The organism is Clostridium sp. MF28, assembly GCF_002969175.1.
Classification (GTDB): Bacteria; Bacillota; Clostridia; order Clostridiales; family Clostridiaceae; genus Clostridium; species Clostridium beijerinckii.
This window is the reverse complement of the sequence record NZ_CP014331.1, coordinates 1,673,102-1,690,235: the sequence shown is the minus strand read 5'-3', so window position 1 is coordinate 1,690,235 and position 17,134 is coordinate 1,673,102. Positions and strand designations below refer to the sequence as shown.

Below are 17,134 nucleotides of genomic sequence, written 5' to 3'. Positions count from 1 at the left end.
TTTATGAATTCACTTCAAGATATCATTAAGTTACACGGCGAATCGTACACAAAATCAAAGAAACTACCATCCAATATTTTAAAAGCACTATATTCTATTAAGGATTGTAGAACTGCTGCGCTTGGCGGCCATGTATATGAGTGTGATGAATGCGGAGATACTATGATTTCATATAATTCATGTAGAAATAGGCACTGTCCTAAATGTCAGACTTATGCAAAAGAGTTATGGATTTATGAAAGAAGCAAAGCTTTATTGCCAACTCATTATTTTCATATTGTTTTTACAATTCCAGAACAGTTAAATTCATTAATAATCTTTAATCAAAAAGAAATATACTCTATTCTTTTTACTTCTGTTTCCGAGACTTTGCTAGAATTAGCAAAGGATAAAAAATACTTAAGTTCGAATATTGGATTTACAACAATATTGCATACTTGGGGACAAAATTTAATGTTTCATCCACATATTCATTGTATAGTACCAGGTGGTGGATTAAGCCTTGATAGCACAAAATGGATAAGATCGAAAAAGAAATTTTTCATTCCAGTAAAAGTTTTATCAAGAAAGTTTAGAGGAAAATTTATCTATCATTTAAATGAACTTTATCTAAAGAATAAACTTAAATTTCCTAGAAACATAAGTGAGTTATCATCAAGGAATATATTTGGTTCATTTAAAGATGATTTATATAAAAAAGAATGGATTGTTTATAGTAAAGCACCTTTCAGTAGTGCCGAGTATGTGCTTCAATATTTAGGTAGATATACTCATAGAGTTGCTATATCAGATAACAGAATTATAAAAGTTGATAATGAAAAAGTAGTATTTAAATGGAGAGATTACAAAGATAAAAATAAGGAAAAAGTAATGTCTTTAAAACCAGCAGAATTTATAAGACGTTTTACTATGCATATCTTACCAGATAGATTTGTGAAAATAAGACATTATGGTATTTTAGCCAACAGAAATAAAAATCTAAAGTTTAAGCGATGCATAGAAATATTTAGAATAAAACCAAAAGAAGTAGAAATATTATCGACAGCGGAGCTATTCTTTAAATTAACTGGAATTAGAATAGGTAAGTGTAAAAATTGTGAGAAGGGAAATTTAATAAAGATAGGTAAGATAATGCCTCGGAGTGATTCATCACCTTAGATTAAGGTAAAAGTGAATAAATACTTAAGCATGGGGAGGGGGAATCTATGTTCAAAAATAAAATAACTATATATTTTTGTGGAGTAAAGTCTTAAAATATTAATATATACATGAAGATTATGGAATTTAAGGTGAGTTGTGAATTATTGAATCCCCATACGGGGCGGTCTGCTTTTAGCGACTTCGTTCTATAAATTGATTGCGATATTGAGATGTGCATATTTAAAATACAGCTATAAAATTAAGTATAGATTTATTTTAATTATGTGCTATTTTTAGGTCTCAACATCGCAATCAACACAACTCATATGATGTATTAAATAATTTTAAAGATATATAACTATAGATTGTAAGTAGTCTAATATGGCTATAGGAGGGATTGCGTTGAGATATACTGAAAGGTTTATTAGACAGTGGTCTAAAAAAAGGGAAAAGGGAAAATTAAAATTTATTCTAATCAATAGTGCAATATATTGTATAGTGTATTGGATAGTTGCAATCTTATTTATTTTAGTTCGAGGTAAAGAATTACATAGACTAATAGAGAATTCTGATGTATTTATAATTCCTTTTATTATATATATAATATCTTTATTTAGAATATGGAAAAAGAATGAAGATAAATACAATAGTGCAGTAAACAATAAGTGAATACAAAGTTGTATTTTTACTACTGCACATTTTTCTTTCATTTGATGTAGCAAGTTAAAAGGGCATCTTTGAAAACTGAGCAATCTGGCATTTACAATTTATGCTATGATTAACTTGTAATAGTAAAATGCTGAATAATAAATTTTAATACTGGAGGTTGGTATGTATAATTGTATTATATTTGATATTGATGGTACGCTTTTAGACACCGAAATCGCAGTTCTTTCATCACTTCAAAAATTAGTATTTGAAGAACTAAATGAAAATTTGAGTTTTGATGAATTAAAATTCGCTTTAGGTATTCCTGGAGAAGTAACATTAAACAAACTTGGAATAACTAATATTTTAGACTGTAATGTTAAATGGAATAAATACTTAAAAGAGTATTTTCATAATGTAAAAGTTTTTGATGGTATTAAGGATACCTTGATTAAACTAAATGAAATTGGAATTCTAACTGGTATAGTTACTTCAAAAACCAAAGAAGAATTTCTAAATGATTTTGCACCATTTGAATTGAATAATTATTTTAAATTAATAGTTTGCGCAGATGATACAAAAGAGCATAAACCTAATCCAGAGCCAATTTTAAAATTTATTGAGCTTTCAGGTGTAAATAAATCAAAGACAATATATATTGGTGATACTAAATATGATATGGATTGTGCATTTGGTGCTGACATAGATTTTGCATTAGCATTATGGGGGGCTAAATCATCAATAGGAATTAATGCAAATTATATTCTTGAAAATCCTAAGCAAGTATTAAAACTTGCAAAAGTTTAGCTCGCATTGTTAGAAAGTGAGAATTATTATGGAACTGTGGGATATTTATGATAAAGACAGGAGATTAACTGGCAGACAAATGGAACGAGGTAGCAAATTATTGTGTAATAATTATATTAAGTAAATATGGGGTTGAATAACTATGTTAATTAGTTCAGTAACAACAATATATTTTTCACCAACAGGTACAACTAAAAAGATTGTCAATTCAATTGTAAAAGGAATGGGAATAGTTAATGATAAAATAGTTGATTTAACATTACCTAAAGCAAGAAGAGATAATAGCATTCCTTTAATTGATGGAGAAATAGTATTAATTGGAGTGCCTGTTTATGAGGAAAAAATTCCTGAAATAGTATATCCTTTTCTAGCAAACTTAAAAGGGAATGGGAGCCCAGTTGTGTTAGTTAGTGTTTATGGAAATATTGGCGATGGTATAGTCTTAAATCAACTCGATTCTATAGCTCAAAAGTCAGGTTTTAAGGTGGTAGCAGCAGGTTCGTTTATAGGAGAACATTCATTTTCCACAGAAGAAATACCTATTGCGCAAAATCGCCCTAACAATGATGATCTAAATAAGGCTGAAGAATTTGGAAAAAGTATAATGGGAAAAATGCAAAATATAAATAGTTTAAAGGATGTTTCATTTAAAATTCCTCAAGGAAAGTTACCATTAATGGCAAAGATAGTACCTAAAAATGGTGCCAGATTATTTACAAAGACTCCTTGTGCAGATATGAGCAAATGCAGTCATTGTAATATATGTGTAAAACTATGTCCTGTGAGTGCAATTGACAAAGGAACTTTAGAAATAGATGAAAAACAATGTTTACGCTGCTTTGGTTGTGTTAAAAGGTGCCCTAAAAAGGTAAGAAAAATTATTTATAAACCGAAATTACTGGTTTCAAAAGTGTTAACAATAAAAAACAGAATTATAAAGGAACCCAAAATATATCTGTAAAATTTATCAAATGATATTCGTGAATAAAAGAATGTTTTTAGAAAATTATTTATATAAAGAGCGTAAATGAAGGCAATTATTATATATCTAATCAAAAAGAGTTAAATGACAATATTTCTATAAGGACAAAACATAACACAAAAAGTCGGGAATAACCGTTTGAAAAGAGATAAGATATATGTACAGACAGGGGGATAATTATGAAATGGATTGAAGGAATTGGTGAAGCTATCAGCTATATTGAGGAGAATATTACAGAAGAGATCACAATAAAAAATATTGCAGAAAAAACATTTATGTCTCCATTCTATTTTCAGAAAGGCTTTGCAATGCTTTGTGGTTTTACGGTTGGAGAGTATATCAGACAACGCAGGCTTACTCTTGCTGGCAGTGACCTCGTTTCTACTGATGAAAAAATTATTGATATTGCATTAAAATATGGATATGCATTACCAGATAGTTTCACAAAAGCTTTTACTCGATTTCATGGTGTCACACCTACTGCTGTTAGAAAAGATGGGGCGATGATTAAGTCATTTGCTCCGCTGAAAATCAAGTTTTTATTGGAAGGCGGTTATATTATGGATTACAAAATTGTTGAAAAAGATTCGTTTACTGTCATGGGCGTATCAAAGGTGTTTAAGTATGAGAATGCATTTGCAGAAATTCCACCGTTTTGGACAGAGCATTATGAAGCTGGGAAGGGAAAATTTGTGTGTGGAATGTATGGAATATCCATAGATGAGAGCATGGGATCAGATGAGTTTGAATATTTGATTGCAGATAATTATAATCCATCCATGGAAATACCTAATGGTTTTGTCACAAAGATTATTCCTAAACACACATGGGCTGTTTTTGCTTGTAAGGGTGCAATGCCAAAATCGTTGCAAGATATCAACAGAAAAATCTTCTCAGAATGGCTGCCTAATTGCAAGGATTATGAAATTGCAGCAGGTTATAATATTGAAATGTACACTGATATAGCTGATTATCCTAAGGGTAATCAAGATGAGAATTACTACAGCGAAATCTGGATTCCTGTTAAGAAAAAATAGTAACGTAAAAGAGCATGATTTGAAGCTCATCAGATTCCAAGTTTGTAAGTTTGATGCAGAATAGTTTTAAATCTAGTTCTGTCATATTTTTTATAAGCTATAAATAACTAAAAATAAATAGAAAATTAAAAAATCGTATTATTTAAAAATTGATATGCTCCATTTAAGGTCGACAGATAAAAAGATAAAATCTGTTACTTGAAAGGGAGCAGTTCAAATAATTGAATTTGCGATTTTTTTATATGCAAAACTAAAATTCCATAAAATAAGAACTGTAAAGAATAGCCAATATAACAAAACCTATAATAGAGAATTGAGCAAAGAATCTCTGATTATTAGTTAATTTGGAATTAAAAAACACATATTTATAATTATTTTATCCAAAAAATGGAAATGTGAAGATGAAATATCTGCTATTATTGTAATCTGTTATTAAATCGAGTGAAATAAAAAATACATTCAAAAGTACTATAAAAACTACTTTAATATTTGACATAGATCTTCTCCTAAGTACCATTTTACAAAATTATACCATAAGTTTAGATAAGAAATTATAATAATGTAATATTTACAATATATGTTATAATAGATTAATAATGTTTAATTTTAAATAGTGAGGTGCATCACTTGAGTGAGTTTTATGGATTTTCAATTTTTGCTATAGTGTTATTTATTCTTGGAACAAGAATGTTATTAAAAGATTTATATACATCATGTATTCATGGCAGAAATATTTTAAAAGTAGAAAAAGGAATAGGATTAGCCATTTTTTGGTTGGGATCGATAATAGTTTGGTGCCTATTAGTGTGGAAAGAAGTAAAGTTTTATGTTAGAAATGAAAATAACGGTATGATTAATAATATTGTTACTAATATATTTTGGATAGAATTTTCAATCTCTAATATAATAAAAGCATTAAAGAGTTCAGGAATAAGAGAAAATGGAATATATATATCAGGAGATTTTTATAAGTGGCCTAAGGTCAAGAGTTATAATTGGATAGCACCAAATATAATTGAATTTAAAGTTAAAGCTTTCTTCAAAAGTAATTCAAGTCTTGAACTTACAATAAATGAAGAAGTTAAGGCAGAAGTAGAAGAAGTGATTCAAAGAAATATTATTTTATAGTATTACTAGGTTAATAAAAACAAAATATTCATTAGATTTAGATGTCGCATTAGTTGAATAGAAGAATGGGGCATTTTTTATATTTGATGTGTAGATTTGATGTAGCAATTGATATAAAATATGTTTTTTTTTAATTGAATAACACGGTATTACAAATAATATTATAATTGATTCGATATAGGAAAGTATTGTTAAATTAAAATTATTTACTGCTTGTTTAAAAGGGGATGTGTGAAAATATGGGGATTAAGTTTAGGGTTATTCTTTTAACAACATTAACGTTTATCTTATTTATTTCTATTTTCTGTATAGTTTATAAAAATGACAATAAAGATAAGAAAATTGTTGGATTTAATAATCAGCAATATTCAGCGATAAGAAACTTTCAAGTAAATCAAAATTATTTTGACAATAATAGCAGGCTTAAAAGTGAGTATGCGACTCATATAGCAAATATTAATGGTAGTAAGGTTTACTCCGTTAGTGGACTTGATGTGAAAGATTGGATATATTATGATAATGCTAATTGTGATGTGAGTTTCTATCTTTCAAAAAATATTTATACCAATCTTGATTATAGGTATTTCAATTTTTTAAACAAATTTCAGTTAATAAAATATAACTATACTATAGAAGATGGTCTACAAAAAGTAATAGATACAACCATTGAAAATGAAGAGATAGTTTCTTACGCTTATAAAATTGCTTCTTCAGATGGAAATTCTGACATGGGGGTAACAAGCGATAAAGTAACAACCTATTCTCTGTTGTTAACACCAAAGGATTTCCCAGCTCTACAGTATATTATTAATTATTATGAATGTGAAAATGGATATTTTATCGGTTCAAATACTAATGGTTTATGTACTAAAGTTGATGACTCAATCCATGAAATGATTATTAGATTAAAGTAAATGTATATGGAAACTGTAATATTAATTATCAGCATAATTTAGAAGTTATTTTGCTTCGCATTGTGTAGATATGACAAATGGGCAGGGAGATATGAAATGAGATTGATATTGGAAGAATTTACAGAATTACATGCGAAAGAAATTTGTAATTGGAAATATGATGGGGAATATTCTATATATAATTATCCTTCGTGGATTAAAGTACTTGATAATAAATGGGCTATAACAATAGAAAAGAAAAGGAAAAAGGAGTTTTTTGCTGTAATTGATGAGGACTATAAGTTATGTGGTTACATAAGGCTACAAGAGAAAAATGAATGTATTCTTGTTGGAGTTGGATTAAAACCATCTCTATGTGGACAAAGATTAGGAAACACATTAATGGAGATAGTAAAACAGCAATATGCTAATTTATATCCAAAGAAAATAATTGCCTTAGAGGTGAGATCTTTCAACGAGCGGGCGATTAAATGTTATAAAAGAGCAGGATTTATAGTAAAGGAAACATATAAAAAAGATACACCTATTGGGTATGGCGAATTTATAAAAATGGAATTTATCTGCTGATTAATTGGTGATTTGTTAGATAAATTGCAATTTAGGCTTGGGGGGAAAGTAAGCTATATGCATTTACTATCTACCATTTTTTATATGATTTTAGAACTGAACAGTTCGGAATTTATAAAATATGCTACAATTAAATAAAAGATAAATCATAATTTGAAAGGAATTAAGATAATGGATTTTAAAGAAATTATGAAACAAAAAAGAGGATATTGCTCAAAGCACACAGATATGCCATCAGAATTACAACTGAAAGCGAAAGAATTATGCTGGGAATATAATCAGACTGGACCATCAGAAAAAGAAAAGAGAAGTAATATTTTAAAAGAATTGCTTGGAACTTGCCATCCGCTAACATTTATTGAGCCGTCATTTCGTTGCGATTATGGTTTTAATATACATACCCATGGGCTTGCCGTGATTAACTATAACTGTGTAATATTAGATACATCGCCAGTTTACATTGGTGCAAATGCATTCATAGCTCCTGGAGTTTGTTTGGCTTGCTCGGGACATGCTGTATTTCCAACACAAAGGGCAGAAGGGATTGGAACCTCAAAACCTATTACAATAGAAGATGACGTATGGATTGGTGCTAATTCAACTGTATGCGGTGGAGTTACTATAGGAAAAGGTAGCATTATTGGGGCAGGAAGCGTAGTAAATAAAGATATTCCAGCAGAGGTAATTGCAGTAGGTAATCCTTGCAAAGTATTACGGAAGATTACAGAAGAAGACATAATTAACTTGTCAGTTGATCAAGGCAATTTCTAATTTGTAGAGTTTATTATATTTTTTTGTAATAATAAAACAAATGTGCAGGTAGAAGTTTAAATAATGTAATTTGAAAAGTTAATAGTGCGATATTTACAAGTATGTTATAATTTATAAAACAAATTGTAATTTAGACTTGGGGGAAAGAAAATGTTTATAGTAAATTTAACTTATGTTAAACCACTAGAAGAGGTTGAAAAGCATTTGGAAGATCATATTACATTCTTAAATAAATACTATGCTAGCAACAATTTTATATGTTCAGGGAGAAAAAATCCTAGAGATGGTGGGATAATTTTATGCATTGCAAGAAATAAAGAAGAGGTAAATGAGATTATTAGTGAAGATCCATTTCATAAAAATGGAGTTGCTAATTATGATGTAATAGAATTCCAACCAACAAAGTATTCTGAAGGTTTTAAGGAGTTTGTTGAGTAAAGTTTGCTTTATAGATTAATATAACTCTTAAAAAATAAATAAGAATTTTAAATATCACATTATTCAAAATAATAAATGGGTAATGTGATATTTACTATTTATGTTAGAATTAATTACAATAGAAATTAGTTAGAAACTAGATATTTTCTATTTTTACTTGAGGAGATGGAAAATGATGATTATTGGCTTTATTATGTCAGCTATTTTTGGAGTGCTTGGAATGGTATTTCTGATTTTTAAAGAAAAAGCATGTATTATGATATCGGGATATAATTTGAAAACTAAGAAAGAACGAGAGAAATACGATGAAGTTCGTTTAAGTAAAGATGAACGTAATTTCTTCTTTACATGTTCAATTATATATCTTATTGGTGCAATAGCATCAATATTTTGGGGTAAATTATGCTTTTGGATTGCTTTTTTAGTTTGGCTCATATATCTTTTTAAAAATATTCATTTTAATCCAGAAAAAGCATTTGATAAATATAAAAGATAATAATTTCATTGGGAGATGAGTACGTGATTAACTTGATATTAATGATTCCAATAGGACTACTTTCTATATTTTTAGGATGGCGTATTTGGAAAAAAGAGAAGATAACATTGATTCACGATTATCATTATGCAAGGGTTGCTGAAAGTGATAAGAAACCTTATACTGAGGAAGTTGGAAAAGGATGCATTATCATGGGAATTGGAATTATACTGACAGGCATTATTAATTTAATAGGAAACACAAAATATGGATGGATATGTTTTGTAATATTTGCTGTATTGGGATTTAGGATGATGTTTAGAGCACAAAAGAAATATAATGGAGGATTGTTCTAATTTTAGGGCATCTCACTATTATAAATTAAAAAAATAGAATAAAGTTAGGGAGAATATATGATTATTATTTTATCAATTATAGTATCTTTTTTATGTGGTTCAATTCCAACAGGATACTTAATTATCAAAAAGTTGCATGGAATTGATATAAGGACCAAAGGTAGTGGGAATATAGGATCTACCAATGTTAATAGAGTAGCAGGACGTAAAATATCTATTATTACGCAAATAGTAGATATTTCAAAAGGTATAATTCCTATAGCTTTAGGAATTTGTTTGGCAAAGATTTTTGAACTACAAATATCAATGGATACTTATCTTTCGATTATTGCTATAGCGGTAATTTTGGGACACGATTTTACTCCATTCCTAGGATTTAATGGTGGGAAGGGAGTTAATACAACTATTGGTGCATTCTTTGTAATTGTACCAATTCCAACATTGGTTGGAGTTGCAGTTCATTTTATATTGCGTTTATTTACAAGTATAGTTTCTATAAGGTCAATTGCAATAGGGGTAACAATACCTTTAATGTGTATAATTATAAAAACACCTGTTTCAATAATAGTAAGTAGTTTAATAGCATGTGTTTTAATGATATATAAACATAAAGATAATTTAATAAGACTTTTAAATAATGAAGAAAAATAATCTTAAATTATCATTAATTAATTAGAGAATGGATTTACCACTATTTACAATACTGTTATAATTTGTTTATATAGCAAGCTAGTTTGTATTAAATATTAATTGAGTAGTGGGAGGGTTTATGAATATTTCTATTGTTGAAAAGGGAATAAAGGAAATTGAGTTAATGAAACCATTATGGGAACAACTTAATTCTATTCACTATAATAAATCTGTGCACTTTAAGGATAAATATGACAGATTTACTTTTGACAAAAGAATAGAATCTATTTGCAAAAAGGCTAAAAACGGTGTTGTTAAGTTAGATATGCTTCTAGACAATGAAACGGGAAATTATGTAGGATATTGTTTACGCTCAATTGAAAATAATTTGGGAGAAATAGAATCTATATTTGTTGAGAAAAAGTATCGAAAGCTTAAGCTAGGAGACAAGCTTATGAAAAATGCTTTAAGTTGGTTTGAATCTAACTCCATAACAGATATTGAAATTAATGTGGTATATGCAAATGATGAAGCTTTACCTTTCTACAGTAACTATGGTTTTAAGATTGGAAATTACATTTTAAAAAGGACATAATTCTAAAAACTTACAGTCTTGTATTTACAAAAGTATAATTAGATTGAAATTTATATATCACATTGCGTGAAATTAGGAATATGATATTTTAGACAAAATTTCAGAATATGTACTAGTATTAGTAGCACTAGAAATAATTAAATTTGAACTCAATCAATAGCAAGTTAGTAGAAAAATATTTTATGGAGATTGATAAAAGGTCTAGTTTATTATTAATTTGAGAGAAGTTTAGAGGGAGATATATGGATATTGAGAGTAAAGAAATAAGAAAAAGTGCAAGATACAGTTTGAAAGGTAATTGGAAGATTGGAATATTAAGTACGCTAGTGTACAGTGGTGCAGGTATTATAGGAGGCTTATTTCAAGATTTTAGTGTTATATGGAATTTGATATTAGAAATTATATTTGGTGCATTATTTACATTTGGATATTTTAGTATAATATTAAACATAGTTAGAGGAGAACAAGTTAATTTTTCAGATATATTTACTGGCACAAAGAAATTCACTAAAGCATTAGGAATTACGCTAGCAGTAAATATTCTTACACTATTATGGTCATTATTATTAATAATCCCTGGTATAATAGCAGCTGCAAAATATTCTATGACATACTATATATGGGCTGAAAATCCTAATATAAGCATTCAAGAAGCAATTGATAGAAGTATTAAAATGACAGATGGACACATTTCAGAAATATTTTGGTTATATATAAGTTTTATAGGATGGAGCTTATTAGTAATAGCTCCATCAGTAGCTATAAAATATTGGCATCCCGAATATTTTGATGTATTTATGTCTTTTGGAATGATTTTTGTAAATGTGTATGTCAATGTATCTTTTGGATCTTTATATACTAAGTTACTTCAAGAAGGGCAGAGAGAGTAATTTTAAATTGTTCTAGTTTTTTTCAATTATTAATGTCTAGGTAAATAAGATATAAGCAAAAACGGCAGTACTTTTACAGATGCTGCCGTTTTTATTTATATATTATTTTAATGATTTATGAGATTAGAATATGGGTTTCAATTTTGCTATCATTTTTTAACTTTTGGAAAGATAGTCATGTACAATCTTAGGTGTTCCAAGAGTTAAATCTGTGAGGATATGAGATGCTGATACAATCTCTAATACAGGTAAATCAGCAAGAGGAGCTAGTGCATGGCTAAATAATTGTAGACGTGCACTTCCAGTCCAAGCGCCATGAATAGTTATATCAGTATTTTCTGCACATATGAGTTCACAAATTCTTGGCTTACCATCATAACCTTGAATGATTTTTAGCATAAAATTGGGTCTTGCAATTTGAGCGTAGGCTTCTTTAAGATCTAGAGGCTCGTGCTTATATCCCATTGTTGCAGTAGCTACTGGTAATGTACCATACTTAAGGGTGCCAACTAAAGTGTCTGAATCAACAAAAAGCTTTGGATAGCCAAACTTTTTTGGATAAGCACTGCTTTCTCTGCCAACAGCAATAGCAGGTTCATTATCTAGGTACATCATATGCAAGTAGTCACCTTTAACCCCATTATATTTTACTGGAATGGCTTGACCACATTCTGTATATGAGCCTAGTCCGGTTGTATCAGGCATGGCCATCATCTCAAATCTAACATATGCTCCATCTAATTCAAGTGGCTCTGGTACTATTTTTCGAAGAGCATCTAAATCAGTTCGATAAATAATGTTTAGATATTCTCTATTGTGAAATCTATATGGTCCTCTAGGAAACGCTGGAGCAGCAAGTGGAGTTGTAATTTGTTTAGATACTTCACTTTCTAACATAAAATAATCAACCTCTTTTCTCAGATTGTAATACATAATATTTTTAAAGTTATATATTTAAAATAGAATGATTCATATATCCATAATCTTTAAGTTATTTGGAATAATTAAATCTGCATCTGTTAAAAATTTTATTTCATCAATAGTTGTATCTTTATGAATTTCTTTTAAAAGTAAGCCGTCATTTGTTACATCAATTACACAAAGTTCTGTGACAATTAAATCCACCTGAGCTTTAGCAGTAAGTGGGAGAGTACATTTTTTAACGATTTTAGGTTTACTTTTTCCTGTATGTTGCATCGCCACTATTATTTTTTTTGCGCCTATTGCTAAATCCATAGCGCCACCCATACCTGGGACAATTTTATTTGGAACAATCCAGTTAGCTAAATTACCTTTTTCATCAACTTCTAGAGCACCAAGAACAGCAACATCAATATGTCCTCCTCGTATTAGTGCGAAAGACATTGAACTATCAAAAAATGAACCTTGAGGTAATAATGTTACATATTCCCCACCAGCATTTATTATATCTGGGTCATTTTCACCTGATGATGCCATTTGTGCCATACCAACCATGCCATTTTCTGATTCAAAAGTAATGTTCATTTCTTTTGGAACATAATTTGCTACTAAAGTTGGAAGTCCTATTCCAAGGTTTACGAGTTGGCCTTTTTTTAGTTCTTTTGCAACTCTTTTTGCAATTATCTCTTTTGCTAAAACTTTATCTACAATCAATTAAGCCGCCTCCTTAACGATATAATCTACTAATACGCCAGGAGTCATTATGGCATCTCTTTTTAAATCTTCACATTTAACTAAATTTTCTGCTTCAACTATAACTGTTTTTGCAGCCATTGCCATATATGGATTGAAATTTTTAGTAGCAGCTCTATAGAAGGTATTTCCAAATTCATCTACAACGCTACCTTTTATTAATGAAACATCAGCAGATAAAGGAAGTTCTAATAGATATTCTTTGCCATCGATAGTAACTTTTTTCTTACCTTCTTCAACGATAGTCCCAAGTCCAGTTGGAGTTAATACACCTCCGAGTCCAGATCCAGCTGCACGAATTCTTTCAATCAGTGTTCCTTGTGGGGAAAGCTCAACTTTAAGTTCACCAGAGCTCATTTTTTTTCCAGTTTCAGGATTAGTTCCAATATGTGAAGCAATTACTTTAGAAACTTGACCATTTACAATAAGTTTTCCTATTCCTTTATTAGGAAAAGCTGTATCATTGCTTATAATAGTCAGATTTTTTATATTTAAATCAACTAGCATATCTATAATATTTTCAGGAGTTCCACAATCTAAAAAACCCCCAATCATAATTGTCATGCCATCTTTGAAAATGCGCTTTAAATCTGTTAATTTTACTAATTTATTCATTTTAATATCTCCCTTCTAAATAATTTTTAATATTTTGTGGGAACATTGCATATTAAAGTTATGTGAATAAATGTATAAATTTAGCAAGAAGTTAGCCGGCAAGTACACATCTTCTTTGTCTTGTAAAATTTCTTGCAGAGGTTATTCCTTCACCAGTAGATCCAGCAATAGTGAAAGTTGTAAATCCTTCTGCTTCATAACCAACACCAGCAAAAGATTTAGCATTCTTTACAAAAATAGTAGTATCAATTTCTCTTTCAAATCTATTTAGGTTGTCTATATTTTTAGAATAAATATAGGCACTATGTTTTCTATTTTGTTCTGCTATCTTTGCATATTTAATAGCTTCATCTATATCTTTAACTCTTACAATTGGTAATATTGGCATCATGAGTTCTGTCATGACAAATGGATGATTTGCATTTACTTCGCAGATTATGCATTTAACATTTGAAGGAGACTCAACATCTATTTCATCTAAGAATAATTTTGCATCTTTTCCAACCCATTTTTTGTTTATAAAGTATTCTTGAGTTTCATTATTTTTTTGTAATACTAAATCTATTAATTTTGATACTTGATCTTCATTTATAATTACAGCATTATTTTTTAGCATGTTAGATATTAAATCATCTGCAACATTCTCAAAAACAAATACTTCTTTTTCTGCAATACAAGGTAAATTATTATCAAAAGAACAGCCTTCAATGATGCTCCTACCAGCCTTTTCTATATCAGCAGTATCATCTACAATAACTGGTGGATTTCCAGCACCAGCACCTATAGCTTTCTTACCAGAATTTAAGAGGGTTTTTACCATTCCTGGACCTCCAGTTCCGCAAAGAAGTTTTATTGAAGGATGCTTAATAATTGCATCTAGAGACTCCATAGTTGGATTTTTTATAGTTGTTACTAGATTTTCAGGACCGCCACATGAAATAATTGCTTTATTTATCATTTCAACAGCAAAAGCAACACATTTTTTAGCGCCTGGATGTCCGTTAAATACTACAGCATTTCCAGCAGCTATCATGCCTATGCTATTACATATTACAGTTTCAGTTGGATTCGTAGAAGGAGTTATTGCACCTATAACACCGTATGGAGACATTTCCACGACTGTGAGCCCGTTATCTCCTGACCAGGCAGTAGTAGTTAAATCTTCTGTGCCAGGAGTATATTTAGCTACCAATTTATGTTTTAATATTTTATCCTCATATCGTCCCATATGTGTTTCTTCTAGAATCATTGTAGCCAAGGCCTCTTTATTTTGTAATGCTGCCTTTCTTATCTCAGTTATGATTTTTTCTCTTTGCTCTTTTGTATAATGAATGGATAATATCTTTTGTGCGTGTACAGCGCTGCTTATAGCATTTTCAACATTTTCGAATACTCCGAAACATGAAGAATTATCCTTGTAGTTCTTTAAATTAATATTTTCATCATTTGTTTTTACTTTTAAATCTTTAGTTGTAGGTATTAGTGTGTCTTTATTCATGAACTATTCCTCCTTATGATTTAAAAATTAATAGACATCAAAAATTTTATATGAAATATTAAATTTTTAATGTCATCAAATATATGTTATCACTAAAATTTACAGAATCAACCTATTAAACCAAAAAAGTAAATATAAGGAAGACAAAACGTTATCAAATGACAAGACTATATGATATTTTTTTTATATAGTCTTTACAGATAAAATATCGTATTATTTTGGAATTATTGTTATATATTGTTTATAGGTAGAGCTTGTTTAGTATTTGAGTGAAATTTCGAATAAAGACTGTAATATTGTAATATAAAATAAATATTATTGATAATATTCTTTATAATTATACATTAAATGCATAAATTTTAATAAATGCAATCAATAAGCAAAACATGCATCTTAAAAAGTTCAACCTTTTATTAATAAAATATTGACATAAATCCAGAAATTAATTGGTAATTCATATTGTCAGTGTTTTGAAAAGCAGTCAAGAATATATTGAATGCATATGTTATAATCAGTTAGTAATAGCAAGAAGATATGACATACTAACTAATTAATAATGGAGGTAAAATGGAGTCTGAATTTAAAGTTAAGCAAATTACTAAGTTATATGAAAGTTGCAATAAATGTGGGGTGCCAATAATAAATTGTATCTGCGATATTGTACCTAAAATAAAGACAAAAGCAAAGATATTGATATTATCAACAGAAAGAGAATTTCGTAGGCCTTCAAATACCGCTAGATTATTGAAATTGGTGAATCCAGAATCAACTGAGTTAATTCTTTGGGAGAGAGTAAAGACTCCTGAAAAATTAATTGAATATATTAATAGCGATGATTATGAAATACATATATTATTCCCTATGGATGATGATGAACCTCTAGAAAGAAAGTCTAAATGCAAAGATTCAGAAAAAATTCCAGCATTTATTATCTTAGATGGCACATGGAAAGAAGCAGAGAAGATACTAAGAAAGAGCGATTACTTAAAGAAGCTTCCAAGAATATCATTAAATCCAATTAATAAATCAGAATATACTTTAAGAAAAGGTGCTTCAGAAGGAGAACTTTGCACTATCGAAGCAGCAATTGAAGTACTTAAGTTAAATTCTGAGTTTGAGAATGCACAGCTAATTAAAGGTACTTTCGATTTATTTATGAGAAGTTTTAAAGCAGGGGTTAGTGGAGTAGAGCTAAAAGATATAAAGAGATAGGGTTTTCATGTTGTCATTTCACTATAGATAGATATCCAACTTTAAAACTACATTTAGGTGATGACTTACCGAAATCATAAATATTTTGATTCTGAAAAGCTATGAAAATATCGCTGAAGGTTCTAAGCCTCAGGTTGTATCCAGTTTAACATGCTCCAACTTTCATAGGGAAGCTCGACTCATTACATTCGCTGAGGAAGTTCGAGAAACCAAAATAAAATTTTGGACTCTCATTTCACAACCTAAAGCTAAGAACCTTTAGCAGCTCATTTTCAAATATTTTCTCCATATTATGACCCTTGTGGTTACAAATATATTTATGATTTCTAGTAAAAATATGACATTAAAGTTTTAGCAACTTTGTAAATATATCAATCTAATAAGTCGAATTATTAAATTGTTTATCCATATAAATGTACATAATTGATAGTTGCTACTTATAGAAGATATACTCGCATTATAAGCAATCTTAAAAATATTGAAGAAGTTAAGATAGAAGATCTCAAATTCATATTGTGAAGTTGGGATCTTTTTGTATAATTTTGAGATTGTATTTGATATATAGTGTTCCACAATGATATTCAAACTTATAAAATTTCAATATCACTGGTATTCATGAAATTGAAACAGTAGATATGTATTGTTATCAATATGGAACTTATATAGATAAGCCAATTATAAGTTAGATTTATATTATGAAATATATCCCAACTAGAAATGAGTAATATACTTTTGTAACCACAAGGGTTATAATATG

At 29.1% G+C, this 17,134-nt stretch carries 20 protein-coding genes; 16 read left to right on the top strand and 4 right to left on the bottom strand.

Annotated elements, in window-relative coordinates:
• The first annotated feature begins 3 nt into the window (after positions 1-3).
• The 15 genes from AXY43_RS07580 (at position 4) to AXY43_RS07510 (ending at position 11,378) form a co-directional block, all read left to right on the top strand.
• Complete coding sequence (locus AXY43_RS07580) at positions 4-1,158, top strand: IS91 family transposase (RefSeq protein ID WP_105411058.1); 1,155 nt, start codon at positions 4-6, stop codon at positions 1,156-1,158.
• A gap of 384 nt (positions 1,159-1,542) precedes the next feature.
• Positions 1,543-1,809 (top strand): hypothetical protein, encoded by a 267-nt coding sequence (locus tag AXY43_RS07575; RefSeq protein WP_105411334.1) that lies wholly within the window; start codon positions 1,543-1,545, stop codon positions 1,807-1,809.
• Positions 1,810-1,971: 162 nt separating this feature from the next.
• Positions 1,972-2,595, top strand: coding sequence for an HAD family hydrolase (locus AXY43_RS07570; RefSeq protein ID WP_105411333.1), 624 nt, complete (start codon positions 1,972-1,974; stop codon positions 2,593-2,595).
• A gap of 142 nt (positions 2,596-2,737) precedes the next feature.
• Positions 2,738-3,556 (top strand): EFR1 family ferrodoxin, encoded by an 819-nt coding sequence (locus tag AXY43_RS07565; protein WP_105411332.1) that lies wholly within the window; start codon positions 2,738-2,740, stop codon positions 3,554-3,556.
• A gap of 200 nt (positions 3,557-3,756) precedes the next feature.
• Positions 3,757-4,614 (top strand): AraC family transcriptional regulator, encoded by an 858-nt coding sequence (locus tag AXY43_RS07560; protein ID WP_105411331.1) that lies wholly within the window; start codon positions 3,757-3,759, stop codon positions 4,612-4,614.
• Between the two features lie 627 nt (positions 4,615-5,241).
• Positions 5,242-5,742 (top strand): DUF5673 domain-containing protein, encoded by a 501-nt coding sequence (locus tag AXY43_RS07555; protein WP_105411330.1) that lies wholly within the window; start codon positions 5,242-5,244, stop codon positions 5,740-5,742.
• A 239-nt stretch (positions 5,743-5,981) separates the two neighbouring features.
• The gene (locus AXY43_RS07550; protein ID WP_105411329.1) at positions 5,982-6,656 is read left to right on the top strand and encodes a hypothetical protein; all 675 of its coding nucleotides are present in this window, start codon (positions 5,982-5,984) and stop codon (positions 6,654-6,656) included.
• Positions 6,657-6,752: 96 nt separating this feature from the next.
• Positions 6,753-7,223: a GNAT family N-acetyltransferase gene (locus AXY43_RS07545; RefSeq protein ID WP_105411328.1), complete on the top strand. Its 471-nt coding sequence runs from the start codon at positions 6,753-6,755 to the stop codon at positions 7,221-7,223.
• A gap of 171 nt (positions 7,224-7,394) precedes the next feature.
• Entirely contained in the window at positions 7,395-7,994 is a 600-nt protein-coding gene (locus AXY43_RS07540; protein ID WP_105411327.1) for a sugar O-acetyltransferase, read from the top strand.
• A gap of 150 nt (positions 7,995-8,144) precedes the next feature.
• Entirely contained in the window at positions 8,145-8,432 is a 288-nt protein-coding gene (locus AXY43_RS07535) for a YciI family protein (RefSeq protein WP_105411326.1), read from the top strand.
• A 172-nt stretch (positions 8,433-8,604) separates the two neighbouring features.
• Positions 8,605-8,928: a DUF3784 domain-containing protein gene (locus AXY43_RS07530; protein WP_242986333.1), complete on the top strand. Its 324-nt coding sequence runs from the start codon at positions 8,605-8,607 to the stop codon at positions 8,926-8,928.
• 23 nt (positions 8,929-8,951) lie between these two features.
• On the top strand, positions 8,952-9,263 hold the full coding sequence (locus tag AXY43_RS07525; RefSeq protein ID WP_105411324.1) for a DUF3784 domain-containing protein: 312 nt from the start codon (positions 8,952-8,954) through the stop codon (positions 9,261-9,263).
• A 57-nt stretch (positions 9,264-9,320) separates the two neighbouring features.
• The gene (plsY, locus tag AXY43_RS07520) at positions 9,321-9,914 is read left to right on the top strand and encodes a glycerol-3-phosphate 1-O-acyltransferase PlsY (protein ID WP_105411323.1); all 594 of its coding nucleotides are present in this window, start codon (positions 9,321-9,323) and stop codon (positions 9,912-9,914) included.
• Positions 9,915-10,032: 118 nt separating this feature from the next.
• Positions 10,033-10,488, top strand: a complete 456-nt coding sequence (locus AXY43_RS07515) for a GNAT family N-acetyltransferase (RefSeq protein ID WP_105411322.1) — start codon at positions 10,033-10,035, stop codon at positions 10,486-10,488.
• Between the two features lie 242 nt (positions 10,489-10,730).
• On the top strand, positions 10,731-11,378 hold the full coding sequence (locus AXY43_RS07510) for a DUF975 family protein (RefSeq protein ID WP_105411321.1): 648 nt from the start codon (positions 10,731-10,733) through the stop codon (positions 11,376-11,378).
• 156 nt (positions 11,379-11,534) lie between these two features.
• Here the strand turns inward: AXY43_RS07510 and AXY43_RS07505 are convergent, their stop codons facing one another.
• The 4 genes from AXY43_RS07505 to AXY43_RS07490 form a co-directional block, all read right to left on the bottom strand.
• On the bottom strand, positions 11,535-12,275 hold the full coding sequence (locus tag AXY43_RS07505) for an acetoacetate decarboxylase (protein WP_105411320.1): 741 nt from the start codon (positions 12,273-12,275) through the stop codon (positions 11,535-11,537).
• Positions 12,276-12,347: 72 nt separating this feature from the next.
• Complete coding sequence (locus tag AXY43_RS07500) at positions 12,348-13,013, bottom strand: 3-oxoacid CoA-transferase subunit B (RefSeq protein ID WP_105411319.1); 666 nt, start codon at positions 13,011-13,013, stop codon at positions 12,348-12,350.
• Complete coding sequence (locus AXY43_RS07495; protein WP_105411318.1) at positions 13,014-13,667, bottom strand: 3-oxoacid CoA-transferase subunit A; 654 nt, start codon at positions 13,665-13,667, stop codon at positions 13,014-13,016.
• A gap of 91 nt (positions 13,668-13,758) precedes the next feature.
• Positions 13,759-15,165, bottom strand: coding sequence for an aldehyde dehydrogenase family protein (locus AXY43_RS07490; protein ID WP_105411317.1), 1,407 nt, complete (start codon positions 15,163-15,165; stop codon positions 13,759-13,761).
• A gap of 567 nt (positions 15,166-15,732) precedes the next feature.
• On the opposite strand from AXY43_RS07490, the gene AXY43_RS07485 reads away from it, so the two are divergent.
• Positions 15,733-16,377, top strand: a complete 645-nt coding sequence (locus AXY43_RS07485) for a tRNA-uridine aminocarboxypropyltransferase (RefSeq protein WP_105411316.1) — start codon at positions 15,733-15,735, stop codon at positions 16,375-16,377.
• The last annotated feature ends 757 nt before the right edge of the window (positions 16,378-17,134 follow it).

Bases quoted from the DNA above. Each gene is read 5' to 3' on its own strand.
- AXY43_RS07505 (WP_105411320.1), bottom strand. From the start codon at position 12,275: ATGTTAGAAAGTGAAGTATCTAAACAAATTACAACTCCACTTGCTGCT.
- AXY43_RS07510 (WP_105411321.1), top strand. From the start codon at position 10,731: ATGGATATTGAGAGTAAAGAAATAAGAAAAAGTGCAAGATACAGTTTG.
- AXY43_RS07495 (WP_105411318.1), bottom strand. From the start codon at position 13,667: ATGAATAAATTAGTAAAATTAACAGATTTAAAGCGCATTTTCAAAGAT.
- AXY43_RS07485 (WP_105411316.1), top strand. From the start codon at position 15,733: ATGGAGTCTGAATTTAAAGTTAAGCAAATTACTAAGTTATATGAAAGT.
- AXY43_RS07490 (WP_105411317.1), bottom strand. From the start codon at position 15,165: ATGAATAAAGACACACTAATACCTACAACTAAAGATTTAAAAGTAAAA.
- AXY43_RS07515 (WP_105411322.1), top strand. From the start codon at position 10,033: ATGAATATTTCTATTGTTGAAAAGGGAATAAAGGAAATTGAGTTAATG.
- AXY43_RS07565 (WP_105411332.1), top strand. From the start codon at position 2,738: ATGTTAATTAGTTCAGTAACAACAATATATTTTTCACCAACAGGTACA.
- plsY (WP_105411323.1), top strand. From the start codon at position 9,321: ATGATTATTATTTTATCAATTATAGTATCTTTTTTATGTGGTTCAATT.
- AXY43_RS07540 (WP_105411327.1), top strand. From the start codon at position 7,395: ATGGATTTTAAAGAAATTATGAAACAAAAAAGAGGATATTGCTCAAAG.
- AXY43_RS07545 (WP_105411328.1), top strand. From the start codon at position 6,753: ATGAGATTGATATTGGAAGAATTTACAGAATTACATGCGAAAGAAATT.
- AXY43_RS07570 (WP_105411333.1), top strand. From the start codon at position 1,972: ATGTATAATTGTATTATATTTGATATTGATGGTACGCTTTTAGACACC.
- AXY43_RS07580 (WP_105411058.1), top strand. From the start codon at position 4: ATGAATTCACTTCAAGATATCATTAAGTTACACGGCGAATCGTACACA.
- AXY43_RS07530 (WP_242986333.1), top strand. From the start codon at position 8,605: ATGATGATTATTGGCTTTATTATGTCAGCTATTTTTGGAGTGCTTGGA.
- AXY43_RS07560 (WP_105411331.1), top strand. From the start codon at position 3,757: ATGAAATGGATTGAAGGAATTGGTGAAGCTATCAGCTATATTGAGGAG.
- AXY43_RS07550 (WP_105411329.1), top strand. From the start codon at position 5,982: ATGGGGATTAAGTTTAGGGTTATTCTTTTAACAACATTAACGTTTATC.
- AXY43_RS07535 (WP_105411326.1), top strand. From the start codon at position 8,145: ATGTTTATAGTAAATTTAACTTATGTTAAACCACTAGAAGAGGTTGAA.